The following is an 18,937-nucleotide window of genomic DNA, read 5'->3' as shown; positions in this document are numbered from 1 at the left end:
CATGTCGTTGATCGGGTCAGATCGGGTAAGAGCCGTTGTCGGCTTGGGTGTGACAGGCTTGTCTTGCGTACGCTTTTTAGCCAGCAAAGGCATTGAGTTTTATGTGGTGGATTCCCGTGAGAATCCACCTGGTTTAGAGCAAGCAAAAGCGTTTTGTTCCGAAGATCGTATTTTTACCGGTGATCTAGATGTGCTTGAAACGCTAGGGGTGACTGAGTTGTTTGTCAGTCCTGGTATCGCATTGCGTACACCTGTTTTGGCGCGCTTGGCTGAGCGTGGTGTGGCGATGCGCGGTGACATCGATTTGTTTTGTGATTATGTTGACGCACCCTTTGTTGCTATTACAGGGTCTAATGCGAAAAGTACGGTGACGACTTTAGTGGCGATGTTGCTGCAAGCTTGTGGTAAAAATACCAAAGCAGGTGGTAATTTAGGCTTGCCAGCGTTGGATCTTCTTTCTCCTGGTACGGATTTCTACGTGCTTGAGTTGTCTAGCTTCCAGCTTGAAACAACTCACGCCCTACAAGCTGATTTGGCTTGCCTACTGAATGTGTCTGAAGATCATATGGATCGTTACAAGGATCTTTATGAATATCAACGAGCCAAACAGAAAGTATATCGTGGCTGTAAAGCCGCTGTTTGCAATAAGCAAGATATTTTAACCGCTCCCCTGTTGGCGGAAGGTGTTCCTGTTCGTGCTTTCACTACAAAGAGCCCTGATCTAAAAGAGTATGGCATGCTCAAAGATGGGGATGGCGCTTGGTTGTGCAAAGGTGTTGAACGCCTTTATCACACGTCTCAAATTGCCCTAAAAGGCTCGCATAATCACGCTAATGTGTTGGCGGCTTTGGCCATGCTTGAGTTGCTTGGCGTAGACGTTATGTCTGATGCAGTAGGGGAGGTATTGAAAACCTTTGGTGGTTTGCCTCATCGCTGTGAAACCGTTCGAGTGCTAGACGGTGTAACGTATATTAATGATTCTAAAGGAACCAATGTCGGCGCTACGTTAGCGGCGTTACAAGGGCTTGGTTCTACAGCCAATAAAAAGGTGTTGTTGATAGCCGGTGGTGAAGGAAAGGGTGCAGATTTTCGTGCTCTTGCTAAGCCCATTCAGGATCTTGTGCGCATTGTTTATTTATTTGGTAAAGACGCGAATCGTATTGCTGAGGTGTTGTCGCCAGATGTCGAGGTTAAGCATTTCGACACATTGGATCAGATTGTATTAAGTATTGCTAAGGACAGTCAGGAAGGAGAGATTGCTTTGTTTTCTCCAGCCTGCGCGAGCTTAGATATGTATAAGAACTACGAAATGCGCGGTCGGCACTTTGCTCGTTTGGTTGCAGAGTTATGACATGGCTCAGCATATTTGATCGTGTGTCTTGGCGCGAGTTTGTAAAGGTTGATGCGCTTTTTCTTGCCGCTGTCATTTCTATTTTGGCACTGGGCATGGTGATGGTGTCCAGTGCGTCAATCTCCATATCAGAAAGTATTCACGGCCATCCTTATTTTTTTATGAGAAGGCAGCTGCTTTATCTTGTTCTGGGGTTGGCTTTTGGTTGGCTGCTGTTGTCGTTGCCTACAAGCCAATTACAGCAATGGGGCATCCTTATGATGGGATTGTCTTTAATTTTGCTGATTCTTGTACTGGTTCCTGGTATTGGGAAAAGCGTCAACGGCAGTCGTCGTTGGATCAATTTGGTGGTGTTTAATCTTCAGGCCTCTGAGGTCGCAAAAGTTTGTATGGTGGTCTATGTCTCTGGCTATTTGGTTCGAAGAGCGGATCGCGTTAGGGAAAGTTGGGTAGGGTTCGTTTTACCTCTTTGTCTATGTAGTATCTTTCTTCTCTTTTTGCTATTTGAGCCAGACTTCGGGGCTTCTGTTGTCTTGCTGGGTACCGTGATGGTGCTGCTTTTTTTGGGTGGGGCGCCTTTGTATCAGTTTTTATTACTGATGGTGGCAGCGGTTTGTATGCTTGGTGTCGTGGCGATTTCAGAAAGTTACCGTTTGAAGCGTCTGTTGAATTTTATTGATCCATGGGCTGATCCTTTTAACGAGGGGTATCAACTTAGTCAGGCGTTAATAGCTTATGGCCGAGGTGAGTGGTTTGGTTTGGGCTTGGGAAATAGCGTACAGAAATTGGCTTATTTGCCAGAAGCGCATACGGACTTTGTGTTTTCTATTTGGGTCGAAGAAACGGGCATGTTTGGTGGGCTGTTGCTGATTTGTTTGTTTGCTTTAATGGTCGGGCGTGCTTTCAAAATCGGTCATAAAGCCATGGCTCTTTCTCGTCCTTTTGCTGGTTATATGTGCTTTGGTTTTGCCATTTTGATTCTAGCGCAAGTGATTATAAATATCGGAGTGAATACGGGTTTTTTACCGACAAAAGGTTTGACATTACCTTTGATTAGTTATGGTGGTAGTAGTCTAATTATTACTTTGGGTAGTCTGTTTGTTGTGGCGCGAGTGGATGTCGAGAATCGTCGGGTCGAGTATGGCGTTAACACGGATTCATCTGATGTAAGTGGCATGAAAGAGAGCAGGAAATGAATAAGGTAAAAAAAGTCATTATAATGGCTGGCGGAACAGGAGGGCATATTTACCCAGCCTTGGCCTGTGCGCAGAACTTTAAGGATCAAGGGGTCCACGTACAGTGGCTTGGTTCTAAAGGTGGAATGGAAGAGTCTCTTGTGCCTAAACATGACATAGATTTGCATTCTTTGTCGATTAAGGGGGTAAGGGGGAAGGGTATATTTGGCCTGCTAGCGGCCCCTTTTAGAATTTTACACGCCGTTGGTCAGGCGGTGGCTGTTTTGCAAAAAGTGAAACCGGATATTGTTTTAGGTATGGGGGGGTTTGTTGCAGGACCAGGTGGTTTGGCTGCTCGACTTTTAGGTATACCGTTAGCGATACACGAGCAAAATGCCGTTGCCGGAACAACGAATAAGCTACTTGCCAGAGTTGCAAGTGTGAGGTTGCAGGCTTTCAACGGTGCACTTAACGACGCTATTAGTGTTGGCAACCCTATTCGTAGTGATATTTTAAAGCAGCGTGTTCGAGAGCCAAGAAGTGGCAGTGCAAGGCCATTGCGATTGCTCGTTGTTGGAGGCAGCTTAGGGGCGAAAGCTATCAATGATGTGATACCGCAGGTTTTGGTAAAATGGCCGTTTTCTCAGCGTCTGGATGTTTGGCACCAAACGGGTATGCGTCATTTTGAAGAAGTTTCTGAGCGTTACCAAGAGGCGAACGTAGAGGCTCGTGTTGAAGCCTACTTAGATAACATGGATCAGGCCTATTATTGGGCAGACATTGTATTGTGTCGAGCAGGTGCCATGACAGTGAGTGAGTTGGCTGTAGCAGGACTACCTTCTATTTTGGTGCCTTATCCACTTGCAATTGATGATCACCAGACTGCAAATGCTCGTTATTTAGAACAGGTTGGGGCGGCCTATCTGCTGCCTCAGACGCAGTTGAACTGCGAAAAAGTTATTTCTTTGCTTTCTGGTTTTATAGATAGTGAGGAGACGTTATTGAAAATGGGTGAGCAAGCGAAATTAATGGCTCATCCCAATGCGACACAAGATGTTGTTGCATATTGTTTAAGGTTAATAAAATCATGATTGATAATAAAGCTCAGTACGATATTCCTACCATGCGCCGTATTCAGAATATCCACTTTATCGGTATTGGCGGTGTGGGTATGTGTGGTATCGCTGAAGTATTGCATAACCAGGGTTACCAAGTGTCTGGCTCTGATTTGAAAGCGTCATCAACAACAGAGCGCTTAGTAGGGCTTGGTATTAAGGTATATCTTGGGCACGTGGAAGAAAACGTTTATGACGCTCACGTCATTGTTGTTTCTACGGCGATCAATGAGAAAAACCCAGAAATTATTTGGGGTAAAGAGAATCGTATTCCTATTGTTCGTCGAGCGGAGATGCTAGCAGAATTGATGCGTTATCGTCATGGCATTGCTGTTGCGGGTACGCATGGAAAAACCACGACCACGAGTTTAATGGCGTCTATTTTGGCGGCGACTGGTGAAGCGCCAACCTTTGTAATAGGTGGTCGTTTGACAAGTGCTGGTGCCAATGCGCAGCTAGGTAGTAGTGCTTATCTTGTGGCGGAAGCGGATGAGAGTGATGCGTCATTTCTGCATTTGCAGCCGCAAACCGTAATCGTCACCAATATCGATGCAGACCATATGGACACCTATGACGGTGACTTTGAAAAGGTCAAGCATACCTTTATCGAGTTTGTGCATAATTTGCCTTTCTACGGTCTCGCTGTGATGTGTATTGATGATGAAAACGTTCGTGAAATTTTGCCATCATTGAGTCGACCTATTTTGACGTATGGCATCGATCAAGAAGCGGATTTTTATGCGACGGATATTGTGCAAATCGGACGCTATTGTGAGTTTTTGGCGCACCGTCCAGATGGTGATTCGCTGAAAATTCGCCTGCCTATGCCGGGTCGTCATAATGTGCTGAATGCCCTGGCGACCATTGCAGTTGCAACGGATTTGGGAGTAGATGCCGCGGCTATTCAAGCTGGCCTGATGGGGTTTGAGGGGGTTGGGCGTCGTTTTCAAGAGCAAAAACCGTTGGCATTATCAGATGGCTCAAGCGTGATGTTCGTCGATGATTACGGTCATCATCCTAGTGAAGTGCTGGCAACGATAAAGGCGATTCGTGCAGGTTGGCCCGAAAAGCGTTTGGTAATGGTCTATCAGCCGCACCGCTACACTCGAACTCGTGATCTGTATGAGGATTTTGTACGCGTTTTGTCTCAAGTGGATGTGTTGCTGTTGCTTGATGTGTACTCGGCGGGTGAAAACACGATCAATGGGGCGGACAGTCGTTCATTATGCGGCAGCATTCGCCAGCGTGGCAATGTTGATCCTATTCATGTTGGCAGTGAAGCGGATTTGCGTTCTATTTTGAGTAACGTTTTGCGTGATGGGGATTTGTTGATTACGCAAGGGGCAGGCGATATTGGTATGGTATCCAAAAAATTATCAGTGAGCGGTATTTAACATGGTTCAAACACTTAAAGATTCCGTTATCGCAGTGATTTATGGTGGGCGCTCTGCTGAGCGCGATGTTTCCATGCAGAGTGGGCCTCTGGTGGCAGAAGGGCTGCGTTCAAAAGGATTTAATGTTGTCGAGCCTCGACCTTTATGGGCCTGATGCGTCATTCGATCCTATTGTCCAGTTGCAATCGATTGAGTTTGATCTGGCTTTTATTGCTCTTCACGGCGGTGAAGGGGAGGACGGGCGAGTTCAGGCATTGCTTGAAATGCTCGGCAAGCCCTACACAGGAAGTTCACCTTTGTCATGTGGTCTTGCAATGGACAAGGTCTTAACGAAACGTTTTTGGAGTGGTATTGGCATTCCGACACCGGCTTATTTGTCTTTTGTCAATCATGCAGATGCCGATGTGATTGAGCAACAAATGTCTTACCCAATGATTGTTAAGCCTTCTAGAGAAGGTTCTACCATTGGTATTAACAAAGCGATGAATCGATCTGAGCTCGATGAGGCTCTTTTGAAGGCGCTTGAATATGATTCTGACATCTTGGTTGAAGAGTTTATTGATGGGCCTGAATTCACGATTACGATTATTGATGATGTTGCTTATCCGCCAATAGGTTTAAAGCCTGCTCCAGAGCATAAGCTTTATGATTATGAGGCGAAGTACATAGCAAATGATACGCAGTATCTATTGCCGTGTGGATTGAATGAAGATGATGAAAATGAATTGCAAATGTTGGCGCTAGATGCATATCGCTCATTGGGTTGTTCTGGTTGGGGGCGTGTGGATGTAATGCGTGATCAAGCGGGTGTGTTTTGGGTGTTGGAGGTTAATACAGCGCCTGGGATGACATCGCACAGTTTGGTCCCTATGGCGGCTAAATATGTGGGGATTGATTATGCTTCTTTAGTCGAAAAAATTGCGCAAAATGCTTGGGATAAAGTAGGGCGTGATTGATTTATGAGAATAGCGGCACTAATAGGGGCGGTTTTATTGATAATCGTTGCCACTTTTCAGGGCGATGATTCCCCCGATACCTGGTTTGCTATTCAAAAGATTGAAATTAAGGGGCAACTAAAATATGCAACGAAAGAAGAGTTGCAGTCCGATTATTCTTCTTTGTTGGGTCAGAGTCTTTTGAGTGTCTCTTTGTCGAGTGTGATGGATGTTGTTTTGTCATCAGAATGGGTGGCAAGTGCAGAGATTCGTAAAGTTTGGCCAAATACGTTGCAGGTCCTTGTTCATGAGCATACGCCTCTTGCATACTGGGGAGATGGGCAATTGATCTCCACCTCGGCGGTTATTATTGCGCCGCCTAAGCTACCAGATTTGCCGCTTACTCGGTTTTATGGTCCAGAAGATTCCAGCGGTATTGTGCTTGAGCAGTTCGGTCTGATTAGTCAGGTGCTTGCTTCTACTTCTTTGCGTGTTGCTACTCTTACTTTAGAGCCAAGGGGCGCTTGGAATATCATTTTTACCAATGGTGTAGAGGTTAAGCTAGGTAGAGAGGATATTTTAGAAAGATTACAGCGCTTTATAGCCGTGTATAAGAGTGATTTATCGGGTAGAATAGACCAAATAACATCAGTCGATGCTCGTTATCCTCATGGGATAGCGGTAGGTTGGAAGCAAAATAAATGATATTGGCCTGTTTGTTGCTTTTTTAAACAGTAATGAAGGGCTTGTCATAACAACACGTGATGCCGGGAAGGTGAAATGATAGTCGGTTTGGATGTAGGCACATCGAAAGTTATTTGTTTGGTTGGCGAAGTTCTGGCTGATGGTAGTTTGGAAATTGTCGGTATTGGCTCTCATAGTTCAAAAGGCATGAAGCGTGGTGTTGTTATAAACATAGAGTCAACGGTTCAATCGATTCAACGTGCAGTTGAAGAGGCGGAGCTAATGGCGGGTTGTAACATACATTCAGTTTATGTCAGTGTGGCAGGTAGCCATATTCGAAGCTTGAACTCGCATGGCATTGTTGCTGTTAAAAATGGTGAAGTGCAAAAAGAAGATATTGATCGAGTGATTGATGCGGCTCAAGCTGTGCCGATTTCCTCTGACCAGCGAGTGTTGCATATTTTGCCTCAGGAATACCATATAGACTCTCAAGAAGGTATCAAAGATCCTCTGGGTATGTCTGGTGTACGTCTTGAAGCGAATGTGCATTTGATTTCTGGTGCGGTTAACGCCGTCATGAATGTTGAGAAGTGTATTAAGCGCTGTGGACTGGGAGTAGATGGTGTTATTTTGTCTCAGCTAGCTTCCAGTGAGTCATCTTTGAGTGAAGATGAAAAAGATTTGGGTGTGTGCTTGATTGATATTGGTGCCGGAACATCTGATATTGCTGTCTGGCTTGATGGTGCGTTACACCATACTGCCGTTGTGCCTGTCGCAGGTGATCAGGTGACCAATGATATTTCAATGGCTTTGCGCACCCCGACCCAACATGCTGAAGAGATTAAAGTAAAATATGCTTGTGCTATGTCCTCAATGGCGTCTGCAGATCAGGTTTTGCAAGTACCCAGTGTGGGCGATCGTCAGCCAAGATCCATCACTCGTCATGCTTTGACTGAGGTGGTTGAGGCTCGATATGAAGAAATTTACAATTTAATTTTAGATGAGTTAAGACGCAGCGGTTATGCCGAGCGAATCCCTGCAGGCATTGTAATTACTGGGGGGACGTCGCTTATGGAAGGTGCGGCAGAGCTGGCAGAAAAGGTATTTCAGATGCCAGTTCGATTATCTTTACCAGATTGTACTAAAGGAATGTCTGACATTGTCGATAACCCTATATATTCAACAAGCGTTGGATTATTGGCTTATGGTAGTAAAGAGGCTGACGTAACTGAAATCTCGAAACGGATGATGTCTAAGACGCAAACTAAACGAGAAACATCAGTTCTGGCTCCTAAAGAAATCGGACCATCTTTCAGTGCAGCGAAGGCGTGGCAGAAATTAAAACACTGGTTTCAAAGTTATATTTAGTCAGAATTGATTATGAATTTATTGAGGAGCGATAAGCCCATGAATGTCTTTGATTTAGCCGAAGATAATCTATCAGATAACGCTGTTATAAAAGTAATTGGTGTTGGCGGTGGCGGTGGTAATGCTGTTCGTCACATGCTCGAAAATCGATTGGAAGGTGTTGAGTTTATTTGTGCCAACACGGATTCAAAAGCACTAATCGGTTTCGAAACGGGTGTTTCTTTGCAGTTAGGCTCAACTATCACCAAGGGGTTAGGGGCTGGTGCCAATCCAGAGGTTGGTCGTGATTCTGCTCTGGAAGATCAGGAAAAAATCACCCAGTTACTTACGGGTGCTGACATGGTGTTTATCACGGCTGGTATGGGCGGTGGTACAGGAACGGGGGCTGCGCCAGTAATTGCAAAAGTCGCTCGTGAACTCGGCATACTGACGGTTGCTGTTGTAACTAAGCCTTTTCCTTTTGAAGGCCGTCGTCGTGCCAGAGTAGCAGAAGATGGTGTAAGAGAGTTGCGAGAAAATGTCGACTCTTTGATCACGGTTCCAAATGAGCGTCTTTTGCCTGTTTTAGGTAAGAATATTTCGTTGTTGAAGGCATTTGGCGAGGCGAATAACGTTTTGTTTAATGCGGTTCAAGGGATAACAGATTTGATTATGCGACCAGGTTTAATCAACGTTGACTTTGCAGATGTAAGAACGGTTATGTCTGAGATGGGGATGGCGATGATGGGGACAGGGTCTGCTTCTGGTGACGATAGAGCAAGAGTGGCTGCTGAGGCCGCAATTCATAACCCGTTATTGGAAGATATTAATCTCAGAGGTGCGCGAGGCGTGCTGGTAAACATTACTGCTAACGAAGAAGTTGGTTTGTCTGAGTTTACTGAGGTTGGTGCGATTATTGAAGAATATGCGTCTGAAGACGCTACTGTCGTGATTGGTTGTGCAATTGATCCTAGTGTAGGGGATGAAATGCGAGTCACGGTGGTTGCAACTGGTTTAGAGGGTCGCTCTACAGCTGAAATTCAATCTGCTGTTGGTGAATCTGTTGTCTCTCAACCGGTTATGGCAAAGGTCGGGCAATCTGCTGAAAGTAGTAGCGATGTAAAAGCGGCTGTTGCTCAGCCTGTGTCGAAGCCTTCATCTACGATGAAGGTGGAAAAGGTGGAGAAAGGCTTGAGTGAGAAGAATGAGTCAGTAGATTCAACTTCGATTTCAGGTGGCGATAAATTATCGTATTTGGACATTCCGGCATTTTTACGTCGTCAAGCTGACTAGTTTGAGTAAAAACGATGCAATATCAGTATGTTGGATTGTATAAAAAATGTGTTATTGATACTATTTTTTATAAGAATAGTATCCAGTCATAAAAATGTAGGAATATAATGGTACGCCAACACACACTAAAAAACATTATTCGAGCAACTGGAGTGGGACTTCACTCTGGCGAAAAGGTGTATTTGACACTAAAGCCTGCCCCTGTTAATACAGGTATCATATTTGTTCGTACAGACTTGGATCCAGTTGTTGAGATTCATGGTGATGCACGAGCAGTTGGGTCAACAAATTTTGCTACGGCTTTATGTCAAGGTGATGTGAAGGTTAGTACTGTAGAGCATTTGTTGTCTGCCATGGCAGGATTAGGTGTTGATAACGCTTATGTGGAAGTGAGTGCTAGTGAGATTCCGCTTATGGATGGAAGTGCTAGTCCCTTTGTTTTTCTTCTGCAGTCAGCTGGTCTAGAAGCGCAAAATGCTTTGAAACGATTCATTCGAGTCAAAAAACCGATTCGCGTTGATGAAGGTGATAAGTTTGCTTCTTTGGAGCCTCACTCAGGTTTTCGTTTGTCCTTTACTATTGACTTTCAGCATCCAGCCATTGGTGAAGATGTTCAGAGCACATCATTTGATTTTTCAACGACAACTTTTGTTAAAGAGATTAGTCGTGCAAGAACATTTGGTTTTATGAAGGATCTTGAGTACTTTAAAAACAATAATCTTGCTCGTGGAGCAAACATGGAAAATGCCATCGTTCTTGATGACTACCGTGTTTTAAACGATGAAGGTTTACGTTACCGCGATGAGTTAGTGCGCCACAAGATATTGGATGCGATTGGTGATCTGTATCTTCTCGGGCACAGCCTTATTGGTGAGTACAAAGCTTACAAATCAGGTCATGCCCTAAACAACAAGCTTTTGCTGGCATTACTTGAGCATCAAGATGCTTGGGAATACGTGGTATTTGAAGATGAAGCTCAAATGAATCCGATTTCTTATGTAGAGCCAGCATTTGTTGGTGCTTAGTAAGTGATTAATTCTTGATCGGATTGTGAAAAACCAGACTATATGTCTGGTTTTTTTGTATTTAGGTCCTTGATATTTCATGTTTTGTCACACATTACCATGATAGACTGTCTTTATTACTAATTGGCTACGATGAGTTCAAGATGTTAGGAACTGTAATTAAAAAAATTGTCGGCACAAAGAATGACCGAGAAGTTAAACGATACAGAAAAATCGTTGTACAAATTAATCAACTTGAAGAGTCCTTCCATAAGTTATCTGATGATGATCTATCTGGGAAAACCAGTGAATTTCGTGATCGTCTTGATAAAGGGGAATCACTGGATTCTATTTTACCGGAGGCATTTGCTGTTGTCCGAGAAGCCAGTCAGCGTGTAATGGGAATGCGTCATTTTGACGTACAGCTCATTGGCGGGATGGTGCTTAACGAAGGCAAGATTGCAGAAATGCGGACGGGTGAAGGTAAAACGCTGGTTGCGACATTGGCTGTATACCTAAACGCTTTATCCTCTAAAGGTGTCCATGTTGTCACAGTGAACGATTATCTGGCGAAGCGTGATGCTAACTGGATGAGACCTCTTTATGAGTTTCTAGACATGAGTGTCGGTGTGGTTTTTTCCGGACAAGACCGTGACGATAAAAAAGCGGCTTATCTGTGTGACATTACATACGGTACTAATAACGAATTTGGTTTTGATTACCTGCGTGACAATATGGTCTTTCGTTTAGAAGATCGTGTGCAGCGTGATTTGCATTTTTCTGTTGTCGATGAGGTTGACTCTATCTTGATCGATGAGGCCAGAACGCCGCTCATTATTTCCGGTGCGGTTGAAGACAGTTCTGAGCAGTATCGAAAAATCAATATGCTTGCTCCTCTTCTGGTCAAACAAGAAGAGAGCGAGACTGAAGAGTCCACCGGACACTATATTTTTGATGAATCACAACGCAGTATTGAATTGACTGAAGATGGTCACTCGTTTGTTGAAAATTGGCTGGTTGAACAAGGGATGTTAGCTGAAGGAGAGAGCCTCTACGCGGCAGGTAATCTTTCTCTTTTGCATCATGTGCATGCCTGTTTAAAAGCTCATGTGATTTTCAAGAAGAACGTAGATTATGTTATTCAAGGTGATCAGATTGTCATCGTGGATGAACATACTGGTCGAACTATGGCTGGTCGTCGTTGGTCTGAGGGGATTCATCAGGCGGTTGAAGCAAAAGAGGGTGTGACTATCCAAGCGGAAAGTCAAACGCTTGCCTCAACCACTTTTCAGAATTACTTCCGTTTGTATGAAAAACTGTCTGGTATGACAGGTACGGCTGATACCGAGGCGTTTGAGTTTCAGCAAATATACGGATTGTCGGTCATTGTTATTCCGACCAATCGCCAAGTGCAGCGTAAAGACTTCAATGATTTGATTTACATGTCAACGGAGGACAAGTTTGAAGCCATTGTGTTGGACATTGAAGAGAATGTAAAACAAGGCCGACCTGTTTTGGTGGGTACCGCTTCTATTGATTATTCAGAGCCTCCTTTCTAATTATCTTCTTAAAAAGAATGTTAAGCATAATGTTTTGAATGCGAAGCAGCATGAGCGTGAAGCTGAAATTGTTGCTGAAGCGGGGCGTCCAGGGGCGGTTACCATTGCGACAAACATGGCTGGCCGTGGTACTGACATTGTGTTAGGTGGTAATTTACAGGTTGAGTTGGCGCAGTTAGGCGAAAACGCCAGTCAAGAGCGTATTGACGCGTTAAAAGCTGACTGGAAAATGCGTAACGAGTCTGTTTTGGCGGCAGGTGGTTTGCATATTATTGGTACTGAGCGTCACGAATCACGACGTATAGACAATCAGTTACGTGGTCGTGCTGGTCGTCAGGGCGATGTGGGGTCGTCTCGTTTCTACTTGTCCCTTGAAGACAACTTAATGCGCATTTTTATGTCTGATCGTATTAAAAAGATGATGATGGCGCTCGGTATGGAAAAAGGTGAGGCCATTGAGCATAAGATGGTTTCCAACGCGATTGAAAAAGCCCAGCGTAAAGTCGAGGGTCGTAACTTTGATATTCGTAAGCAGTTGTTGGAATATGATGACGTTGCTAACGATCAAAGACAGGTTATATACCGCCAGCGTTTTGAAATGATGGTGTCTGAAGATCTATCTGAAGCCATTTTAGCGATGCGTGAAGAGGTAGTGGCAGGGCTGATTGATGAGTTTATTCCGCCGCAAAGTATCTTTGATATGTGGGATCTTCCAGGTTTGGAAGAAAAAATTCGCAATGAATTTGGTTTGTCTTTGCCTATTGTTAAATGGGTTGAAGAGGATAAGAAGCTATATGAGGAGCCATTACGTCAGAAGATATTGGACAGCTTCTTAGAAGATTATCAAGCGAAAGAAGCGATTGCAGGTGAGCAGCCATTTAGATCGTTTGAAAAGCAGGTGCTTTTACAGGTGCTCGATACCTTGTGGAAAGAGCATTTGCAAACCATGGATATGCTGAGACAGGGTATTCATCTACGTGGTTACGCGCAGAAAAATCCTAAGCAAGAATATAAGCGTGAGGCGTTTGAATTATTTCAGGGTTTGTTAGAGCAAATTAAGTTTGAAGTGATTCAAATCATTACTCGTGTGAAAGTTCAGTCGGCTGAAGAGGCTTCGAAAATTGAAGAGGCCCGTAGAAAGCAAGAAGAGAAAATGACGATGAGCATGATCCATGATTCTTTGGATGCACTGTCTGACTCTCCTGCAAGCGCGGATGATTCTCAGGAGTATCCTAAAGTGGGTCGAAATGAACCGTGTCCATGCGGCTCAGGTAAAAAATACAAACAATGTCACGGTCGTCTGATTTAATTGGAGAGTGTTTAAATGGCGGTAGGATTACATGATTTTCCAGCTATCCCAGAAATAAAAGGGATTCGGATAGGTGTTGCTGAAGCGGGTATCAAAAGACCGAATAAAAAAGATGTCGTTATTTTTGAAGTATGTGAAGGCGCATCGGTAGCGGGTGTTTTTACTCAAAACGCTTTTTGTGCTGCTCCTGTTAGAATTTGCCAGCAGCATTTGGGGTTGTCTGGAAGTCGCTATTTGCTGATTAATACCGGTAATGCTAACGCAGGAACGGGCAAATTAGGTTTGGCTACTGCGTTAAAGACGTGTGAGTTTCTGGCTGATCAAACAGGCGTGAACGTAGAAGCCATCCTGCCGTTTTCAACGGGTGTTATTGGTGAGCCGCTGCCGGTTGATAAGATTATTGCTGCTATTCCTGCTGCGTTAGCTAACTTGTCGGCAAATAACTGGCATTCAGCCGGTGTTGGTATCATGACGACCGATACTCTGCCAAAGGGGTCGATTCGTACTTTTGATTTTGAAGGCAAAACTTACAGTATTGCGGGTATTTCAAAAGGCGCGGGTATGATTCGTCCTAATATGGCGACTATGCTGGGATACGTGTGTAGCGATATTGCTATGGATGTTTCAGTGCTCCAGTCAATACTGAAAGACGTTGTTAATAAAAGTTTTAACCGCATTACTATTGATAGTGATACGTCAACCAATGATTCTTGCGTTGCCATTGCGACAGGCGTGGCGGGTAATGCTAAAGTAACGTCTGTCGATGAGCCTCTTGCTCAAGCCTTTATTGTGGCATTTACCGAAGTGATGCAAGAGTTGGCTCATGCGATCGTTCGAGATGGCGAAGGGGCGACGAAATTTGTGACGGTTGAGGTTGTCGGTGCTGCTATTCAGTCTGATGCAACCAAAACGGCATTTGAAATTGCACATTCGCCTTTGGTTAAGACGGCATTGTTTGCTTCTGATCCAAACTGGGGGCGCATTTTAGCCGTTGTGGGTCGTGCTGGTGTGCAAGATTTGGATGTTGATAAAGTGCAGTTGCATATCAATGGTTTTGAGGTGGCTCGTAATGGTGGTCGTTCTCCAGATTATTTGGAGGAGCACGGTAAGCAAGCTATGGCGCCACAAGAAATTCATATAGTGCTTGATCTAGGTATGGGAGACGAATCTGACGTGGTTTGGACGACAGATTTTTCTCATGAATACGTTACTATCAACGCAGAGTATCGCACCTAATGTTGGTGAAAGTAGCGGCTGGGGTCATTCTTCGGAATGGTTCTGTTTTTATTGCCCTTAGACAATCGAATCAGCATCAAGGTAATCTGTGGGAGTTTCCTGGTGGCAAATGTGAGCCTTCCGAGGCTGTCGATGTTGCCTTGGTGCGTGAATTAAAAGAGGAATGTGGTATTGCCGTAACGGAGTATTCTTTTTTTAAAACGATCTCGCATGATTACGGTGATAAACAAGTTGAATTGCATTTCTATAAAGTCACTGGTTTTGAAGGTGAGCCAATGGGTAAAGAAGGGCAAGAGGTGCGCTGGGTGATAGTGTCTGATTTGCTGTCTTATGAGTTTCCTGAGGCAAACAAAGTTATTGTTGAAGCTTTGATAGCGGAAGTAAAATAGTACAAGCGTAGACTGTGAGTCAGTGTGCTGATATTAAGCGCCGTGTAGGTAAAAAAAGAGCTTCAAATTGAAGCTCTTTTTTTATTTTAGCTGAGTATTTTAGCCAGCAGTTTTCTGACGACGCTGGGTTCAAAAGGTTTACCACATATCGCATCCACACCTTCTTGGGCTATATTTGATAATTGGCTATCTTCTGAGTTTGAGCTTACCATTAGGATTGGGATATGGGCTAGTGCGGGGTCTCTTCGCACTGCTTCGGTCAGTTCTCGGCCATCCATTTCTGGCATATTATAGTCTGTCACAATTAGGTCAAATTCCATTTTACTGAGTAGTTCGATGGCTTCTTTGCCATTTTCTGCGAATTGAATGTCTTCTATTCCCATCGTATTGAGTGTTCTGCTGACGTGCTTTCGAGCCATAAGGCTATCATCGGTCACTAGCACACGTAGCATTTTGGGATCGAACATTTCTAGGTCTATTTCCTCTTCTACGATAAGATCCAGAGTTGCGTAAATGGCTCGTTGTAAGTCTGTTTTACTAAAAGGCTTGGGAAGTATGGCAAGAACGCCAGACTGTCTTAAGTGTTCGAGGTGATCTCTGTTACGCTCGCTGGAAATGAGCATGAAACATTGGTTTTCTGTTTCTTGATTGGCTCTGATTTTGTCAATTAAATCATTGGCACTGCCATCAGGTAAGTACATGGATGAGATAACTAGATCGGGTGGGAATGACGCCAGCGATTCTATGGTTTCTTGGATATTGTTTGCATAGTCTATTTTTCTTATGCCTGCTTCTTCCAGTGCTTTGGTGATGATTTTCTTTTGAGTGTCTGAGGGTTCCACAAGGAGAAAGGAAAGATCACTTATTGCTGCGTAGCTGCTCATACTGAAAACTGCCTATATTGATGTTAATACTGCTTTTTTTGCTCAGACTAATTTAAGCTTAATGATTGCTTATAGTGAATTCCATTATACTAAATAGGTTAACATGTTTTATCTAGTAAATTTGAATGTTAGGGGGTTTGATGTCGACAGCAAGTGCGTGTCATATTTTGGTGAAAACAAAGGCGGAAGCGGAGTCGCTTAAAGAAAAATTAGACAAGGGGGCCGATTTTCATAAATTAGCCAAGCAATTCTCTACTTGCCCATCAGGCAAGAAGGGAGGTGATCTTGGTGAGTTTCGTAAAGGTGATATGGTTGCTGCTTTCGATAAAGCCGTTTTTACTGGGCCTTTATTAAAAGTGCAAGGGCCGATTAAAACCCAGTTTGGTTTTCATCTCATTAAAGTGTTATATCGTTCCTGAGTCTATATAAGAGGAGAAAGGCTATGAGTCATCCTGTTCAGCTTGATGAATTGTATTTTGTGGCGCCCCAGCTTACTGAGTCTGATATTGCTTTACTTAAGGCGCAGGGATTTGAGCGAGTCATTAATAATCGTCCGGAGGCCGAATCGGATGATCAGCCTTCTGGTGATAGTTTACGTGCAGTGGCTGAATCCTTAGGTATGGAGTATGTTAGCAACCCTATCAATTTGGCGGCACTTTCTCAGGATCAAGTTGATTTTCAGAGACATGCTTTGTTGAATGAGAAAAAGACCTTGGCGTTTTGTCGAACTGGTACGCGCTCTTCGGTTTTGTGGGTGTTGTTAGAAAATAGTAAGGGAGTCGATTATAGCGAGCTGGTCGAGAGGGTATCAGGTAAAGGGTTTGACCTTTCTCGTTGTACGTCTGCTATGGCTCCATTGCTTAAATAGACTTTTTTGAGCTTTTTTAAAATAGTATTGGGAAATTATGGTTAGTCGTCCGTCACTAGAAACTGCTACCGCGTCAGATCCAGACCGATTTGTTGAGCCTTTGGAGCTTGGTAAGCGAGTAAAAGAAATTCGTCTTGCAAAAGGCTGGACACTTGAAGAGGTGGGTAAAAGAACTGGTATTGCTCGTTCCACACTGTCGAAAATTGAGAATGATCAAGTGTCGCCAAGTTTTACCATTGTACAGAAGCTGATTAAAGGCTTGGAAATGGATTTGCCGCAATTGTTTGTTGAGGCTAGTGAGCATTCTATTGCGGGAAGGCGTGACATTACTCGAAAAGGTAAAGGTGAGCCTCATCCGACGGCGACATATGAGCATGAGCTGTTAAATTATTCCATTAGTCGTAAAAAGATGGTGCCTTTTAAGACAACCGTTCGAGCTAGATCTTTTACCGAGTTTAAAGAGTGGGTTCGTCATGATGGTGAAGAATTTCTGTTGGTATTGCAGGGAAAGATTAATTTTTTCTCTGAGGCTCTATGAGCCAATTGAATTAAAAGAAGGTGACAGTGTGTATTATGATGCCACTATGGGGCATGCTGTTGTGTCAACATCAATAAAAGATGCAGAAATACTTTGGGTGGTTGCCCGTTAATAAGTGATTTATAGAAGAAGGTTGTAGAACATTATGAAGCAGTGGGAATTGACAAGTTGGAGAGAAAAGACGGCACTACAACAGCCGGTTTATCCTAATGCGGAGCATTTAGCTCACGTCGAGAAAACATTAGGGAAAATGCCTCCGCTGGTTTTTGCTGGTGAGGCGCGGCAGTTGAAAAAAGCCCTAGCGCAGGTCGCCAATAGACAGTCATTTCTACTGCAAGGTGGGGATTGTGCGGAGAGTTTCGCGGAGTTTCATGCGAATAATATTCGCGATACGTTTAAGGTTATGTTGCAAATGGCCGTCGTTTTGACTTATGCCGGTAAATGCCCAGTTGTTAAAGTTGGGCGAATGGCTGGGCAGTTTGCCAAACCAAGATCGGCGGGAACAGAGACAATAAATGGTGTTGAGCTGCCGAGTTATCGCGGTGATATTATTAATGGTATTGAGTTTACGGAGCAAGCTAGGGTTCCAGATCCTGAGCGTTTACTGCAAGTTTATAATCAAAGTGCATCGACCATGAATTTACTTCGTGCCTTTGCTCAGGGTGGATTTGCAGATTTGCATCAGGTGCATCAATGGAATTTAGATTTCTTAAGTGCGAGTCCAGCTGGTAGTCGTTATCAAGGAGTCGCCGACAAGATAGATGATGCATTACAGTTTATGGAAGCTTGTGGTATAGGTCCTGGTTTAGCGCAACTTAGAGAGACAGATTTCTATACTTCTCATGAAGCGCTGTTGTTGCCATATGAGCAATCTTTAACTCGTAAGGATAGCTTGACGGGGGATTGGTACGACTGTTCCGCGCATATGTTGTGGATTGGTGACCGGACTCGCCAGTTGGATGGCGCACACGTAGAATTTCTGCGCGGCGTAAAAAATCCTATCGGTGTTAAAGCTGGTCCATCTATGGATCCTGAGGACCTTTTGCGTCTGTGTGATGTGTTGAACCCTGAGAATGAAGCCGGTCGTTTGAATATTATTGTTAGGATGGGTGTTGATAAAGTGGCGGAGGGAATGCCTAAGCTTATTCGTGCCATTCAGCGCGAAGGTAAGCAAGTGGTTTGGAGTAGTGATCCGATGCACGGCAATACAGTAAAGGCATCAACGGGCTACAAAACGCGCCGTGTAGATGACGTGTTAAGAGAAGTTCAGCAATTCTTCCAAGTTCACAATGCAGAAGGTACTTATGCCGGCGGTGTGCATTTTGAAATGACAGGGCAAAACGTGACTGAATGCGTTGGTGGTGCCTTTGAGGTGACGGAAGCGGATTTGGCGGATCGATATCACACACATTGTGATCCTCGTTTGAATGCAGATCAGTCTTTAGAGTTGGCTTTCATGATTTCTGAGACGCTAAAAAAAGCAAGAGCGTGATGTGCTGACAGCATAAAAAGGCCCAGATTGAATTGTCATCAATCTGGGCCTTTTTATTTGCAGAGATGATCAGCCTTTACGGCGACGAAATGCAGACGTGGCAGATTTAGATGTTACATCAATTTTTGCCATGATGAGTGCCATTTCTTCTGCTTCAGCTTGTTGCTGTGACTTCAATTTTTCTTCGCGTTCCTTTTTGGCGGCTCTTTCCGCCTCGTTTAGCATTTTTTGAATGCTGGCTTTGCTTTTGGCGCGAGGGGGCGCTTTTTTCTTTTCAGTCGCGGCAGCAACAGGTGTTCCTAGTCTGTCTTCACCGATAAGCTCGCCAAAAAAAGATTTGGCCGTTGGGGCGGGCTCAATTGTC

Annotated in this window: 17 protein-coding genes and 2 pseudogenes; 17 read left to right on the top strand and 2 right to left on the bottom strand. The window is 44.2% G+C overall.

Features of this window, described 5'->3' with window-relative positions; genetic code table 11:
* Nucleotide 1: 1 nt before the first annotated feature.
* From murD to mutT, 13 genes and pseudogenes are all read left to right on the top strand, one after another.
* A complete protein-coding gene (murD, locus tag AC0L6V_RS07085; protein ID WP_409419592.1) occupies nucleotides 2-1,351 on the top strand; it encodes a UDP-N-acetylmuramoyl-L-alanine--D-glutamate ligase in 1,350 nt (449 codons plus the stop codon).
* Complete coding sequence (gene ftsW / locus AC0L6V_RS07080; RefSeq protein ID WP_265220869.1) at nucleotides 1,348-2,547, top strand: putative lipid II flippase FtsW; 1,200 nt, start codon at nucleotides 1,348-1,350, stop codon at nucleotides 2,545-2,547. Before murD ends, ftsW begins: the two co-directional genes overlap by 4 nt.
* Nucleotides 2,544-3,617, top strand: coding sequence for an undecaprenyldiphospho-muramoylpentapeptide beta-N-acetylglucosaminyltransferase (gene murG / locus AC0L6V_RS07075; protein WP_265220870.1), 1,074 nt, complete (start codon nucleotides 2,544-2,546; stop codon nucleotides 3,615-3,617). Before ftsW ends, murG begins: the two co-directional genes overlap by 4 nt.
* Nucleotides 3,614-5,035, top strand: coding sequence for a UDP-N-acetylmuramate--L-alanine ligase (gene murC / locus AC0L6V_RS07070; RefSeq protein WP_265220871.1), 1,422 nt, complete (start codon nucleotides 3,614-3,616; stop codon nucleotides 5,033-5,035). Before murG ends, murC begins: the two co-directional genes overlap by 4 nt.
* Nucleotide 5,036: 1 nt before the next feature.
* Nucleotides 5,037-5,189 carry a hypothetical protein gene (locus AC0L6V_RS07065; RefSeq protein ID WP_418138875.1) on the top strand — a complete coding sequence of 51 codons (153 nt, stop codon included), beginning with the start codon at nucleotides 5,037-5,039 and terminating at the stop codon, nucleotides 5,187-5,189.
* Nucleotides 5,161-5,991: a D-alanine--D-alanine ligase gene (locus tag AC0L6V_RS07060; protein ID WP_418138874.1), complete on the top strand. Its 831-nt coding sequence runs from the start codon at nucleotides 5,161-5,163 to the stop codon at nucleotides 5,989-5,991. Before AC0L6V_RS07065 ends, AC0L6V_RS07060 begins: the two co-directional genes overlap by 29 nt.
* A gap of 3 nt (nucleotides 5,992-5,994) precedes the next feature.
* The gene (locus tag AC0L6V_RS07055) at nucleotides 5,995-6,675 is read left to right on the top strand and encodes a cell division protein FtsQ/DivIB (protein WP_265220873.1); all 681 of its coding nucleotides are present in this window, start codon (nucleotides 5,995-5,997) and stop codon (nucleotides 6,673-6,675) included.
* Nucleotides 6,676-6,750: 75 nt separating this feature from the next.
* The gene (gene ftsA / locus AC0L6V_RS07050; protein WP_265220874.1) at nucleotides 6,751-8,022 is read left to right on the top strand and encodes a cell division protein FtsA; all 1,272 of its coding nucleotides are present in this window, start codon (nucleotides 6,751-6,753) and stop codon (nucleotides 8,020-8,022) included.
* Nucleotides 8,023-8,061: 39 nt separating this feature from the next.
* Nucleotides 8,062-9,294: a cell division protein FtsZ gene (gene ftsZ / locus AC0L6V_RS07045; RefSeq protein ID WP_265220875.1), complete on the top strand. Its 1,233-nt coding sequence runs from the start codon at nucleotides 8,062-8,064 to the stop codon at nucleotides 9,292-9,294.
* Nucleotides 9,295-9,401: 107 nt separating this feature from the next.
* On the top strand, nucleotides 9,402-10,319 hold the full coding sequence (gene lpxC, locus AC0L6V_RS07040) for a UDP-3-O-acyl-N-acetylglucosamine deacetylase (RefSeq protein ID WP_111607275.1): 918 nt from the start codon (nucleotides 9,402-9,404) through the stop codon (nucleotides 10,317-10,319).
* Nucleotides 10,320-10,462: 143 nt separating this feature from the next.
* Nucleotides 10,463-13,166, top strand: a pseudogene (secA, locus tag AC0L6V_RS07035) (preprotein translocase subunit SecA).
* Nucleotides 13,167-13,181: 15 nt separating this feature from the next.
* Nucleotides 13,182-14,402 carry a bifunctional glutamate N-acetyltransferase/amino-acid acetyltransferase ArgJ gene (argJ, locus tag AC0L6V_RS07030; protein WP_409419589.1) on the top strand — a complete coding sequence of 407 codons (1,221 nt, stop codon included), beginning with the start codon at nucleotides 13,182-13,184 and terminating at the stop codon, nucleotides 14,400-14,402.
* Nucleotides 14,402-14,791, top strand: a complete 390-nt coding sequence (mutT, locus tag AC0L6V_RS07025) for an 8-oxo-dGTP diphosphatase MutT (protein ID WP_265220876.1) — start codon at nucleotides 14,402-14,404, stop codon at nucleotides 14,789-14,791. The genes argJ and mutT overlap by 1 nt, the downstream gene beginning before the upstream one ends.
* Nucleotides 14,792-14,877: 86 nt before the next feature.
* Here mutT and AC0L6V_RS07020 read toward each other — a convergent pair whose 3' ends face one another.
* A complete protein-coding gene (locus tag AC0L6V_RS07020) occupies nucleotides 14,878-15,675 on the bottom strand; it encodes a response regulator (protein WP_265220877.1) in 798 nt (265 codons plus the stop codon).
* A gap of 140 nt (nucleotides 15,676-15,815) precedes the next feature.
* Between AC0L6V_RS07020 and ppiC the strand changes: the two genes are divergently transcribed.
* The 4 genes and pseudogenes from ppiC to AC0L6V_RS07000 all read left to right on the top strand — a co-directional run bounded on the left by ppiC (nucleotide 15,816) and on the right by AC0L6V_RS07000 (nucleotide 18,573).
* Nucleotides 15,816-16,094, top strand: a complete 279-nt coding sequence (ppiC, locus tag AC0L6V_RS07015) for a peptidylprolyl isomerase PpiC (RefSeq protein ID WP_321160400.1) — start codon at nucleotides 15,816-15,818, stop codon at nucleotides 16,092-16,094.
* A gap of 23 nt (nucleotides 16,095-16,117) precedes the next feature.
* Complete coding sequence (locus AC0L6V_RS07010) at nucleotides 16,118-16,543, top strand: protein tyrosine phosphatase family protein (RefSeq protein ID WP_265220879.1); 426 nt, start codon at nucleotides 16,118-16,120, stop codon at nucleotides 16,541-16,543.
* 37 nt (nucleotides 16,544-16,580) lie between these two features.
* Nucleotides 16,581-17,193: pseudogene (locus AC0L6V_RS07005) on the top strand (helix-turn-helix domain-containing protein).
* Nucleotides 17,194-17,226: 33 nt separating this feature from the next.
* Nucleotides 17,227-18,573, top strand: a complete 1,347-nt coding sequence (locus tag AC0L6V_RS07000; RefSeq protein ID WP_265220880.1) for a class II 3-deoxy-7-phosphoheptulonate synthase — start codon at nucleotides 17,227-17,229, stop codon at nucleotides 18,571-18,573.
* Nucleotides 18,574-18,642: 69 nt separating this feature from the next.
* Here the strand turns inward: AC0L6V_RS07000 and AC0L6V_RS06995 are convergent, their stop codons facing one another.
* On the bottom strand, nucleotides 18,643-18,798 hold the full coding sequence (locus AC0L6V_RS06995) for a hypothetical protein (RefSeq protein ID WP_418138873.1): 156 nt from the start codon (nucleotides 18,796-18,798) through the stop codon (nucleotides 18,643-18,645).
* Nucleotides 18,799-18,937: the final 139 nt, after the last annotated feature.

The organism is Marinomonas sp. G8-14 (assembly GCF_055808935.1).
Note: the sequence above shows the minus strand (reverse complement) of the source record. Positions and strands in the feature narration are given on the sequence as shown.

Bases quoted from the DNA above. Each gene is read 5' to 3' on its own strand.
- ftsW (WP_265220869.1), top strand. From the start codon at position 1,348: ATGACATGGCTCAGCATATTTGATCGTGTGTCTTGGCGCGAGTTTGTA.
- lpxC (WP_111607275.1), top strand. From the start codon at position 9,402: ATGGTACGCCAACACACACTAAAAAACATTATTCGAGCAACTGGAGTG.
- AC0L6V_RS07055 (WP_265220873.1), top strand. From the start codon at position 5,995: ATGAGAATAGCGGCACTAATAGGGGCGGTTTTATTGATAATCGTTGCC.
- ppiC (WP_321160400.1), top strand. From the start codon at position 15,816: ATGTCGACAGCAAGTGCGTGTCATATTTTGGTGAAAACAAAGGCGGAA.
- argJ (WP_409419589.1), top strand. From the start codon at position 13,182: ATGGCGGTAGGATTACATGATTTTCCAGCTATCCCAGAAATAAAAGGG.
- AC0L6V_RS07065 (WP_418138875.1), top strand. From the start codon at position 5,037: ATGGTTCAAACACTTAAAGATTCCGTTATCGCAGTGATTTATGGTGGG.
- mutT (WP_265220876.1), top strand. From the start codon at position 14,402: ATGTTGGTGAAAGTAGCGGCTGGGGTCATTCTTCGGAATGGTTCTGTT.
- murD (WP_409419592.1), top strand. From the start codon at position 2: ATGTCGTTGATCGGGTCAGATCGGGTAAGAGCCGTTGTCGGCTTGGGT.
- AC0L6V_RS06995 (WP_418138873.1), bottom strand. From the start codon at position 18,798: ATGCTAAACGAGGCGGAAAGAGCCGCCAAAAAGGAACGCGAAGAAAAA.
- murC (WP_265220871.1), top strand. From the start codon at position 3,614: ATGATTGATAATAAAGCTCAGTACGATATTCCTACCATGCGCCGTATT.
- ftsZ (WP_265220875.1), top strand. From the start codon at position 8,062: ATGAATGTCTTTGATTTAGCCGAAGATAATCTATCAGATAACGCTGTT.
- AC0L6V_RS07000 (WP_265220880.1), top strand. From the start codon at position 17,227: ATGAAGCAGTGGGAATTGACAAGTTGGAGAGAAAAGACGGCACTACAA.
- AC0L6V_RS07010 (WP_265220879.1), top strand. From the start codon at position 16,118: ATGAGTCATCCTGTTCAGCTTGATGAATTGTATTTTGTGGCGCCCCAG.
- murG (WP_265220870.1), top strand. From the start codon at position 2,544: ATGAATAAGGTAAAAAAAGTCATTATAATGGCTGGCGGAACAGGAGGG.
- ftsA (WP_265220874.1), top strand. From the start codon at position 6,751: ATGATAGTCGGTTTGGATGTAGGCACATCGAAAGTTATTTGTTTGGTT.
- AC0L6V_RS07020 (WP_265220877.1), bottom strand. From the start codon at position 15,675: ATGAGCAGCTACGCAGCAATAAGTGATCTTTCCTTTCTCCTTGTGGAA.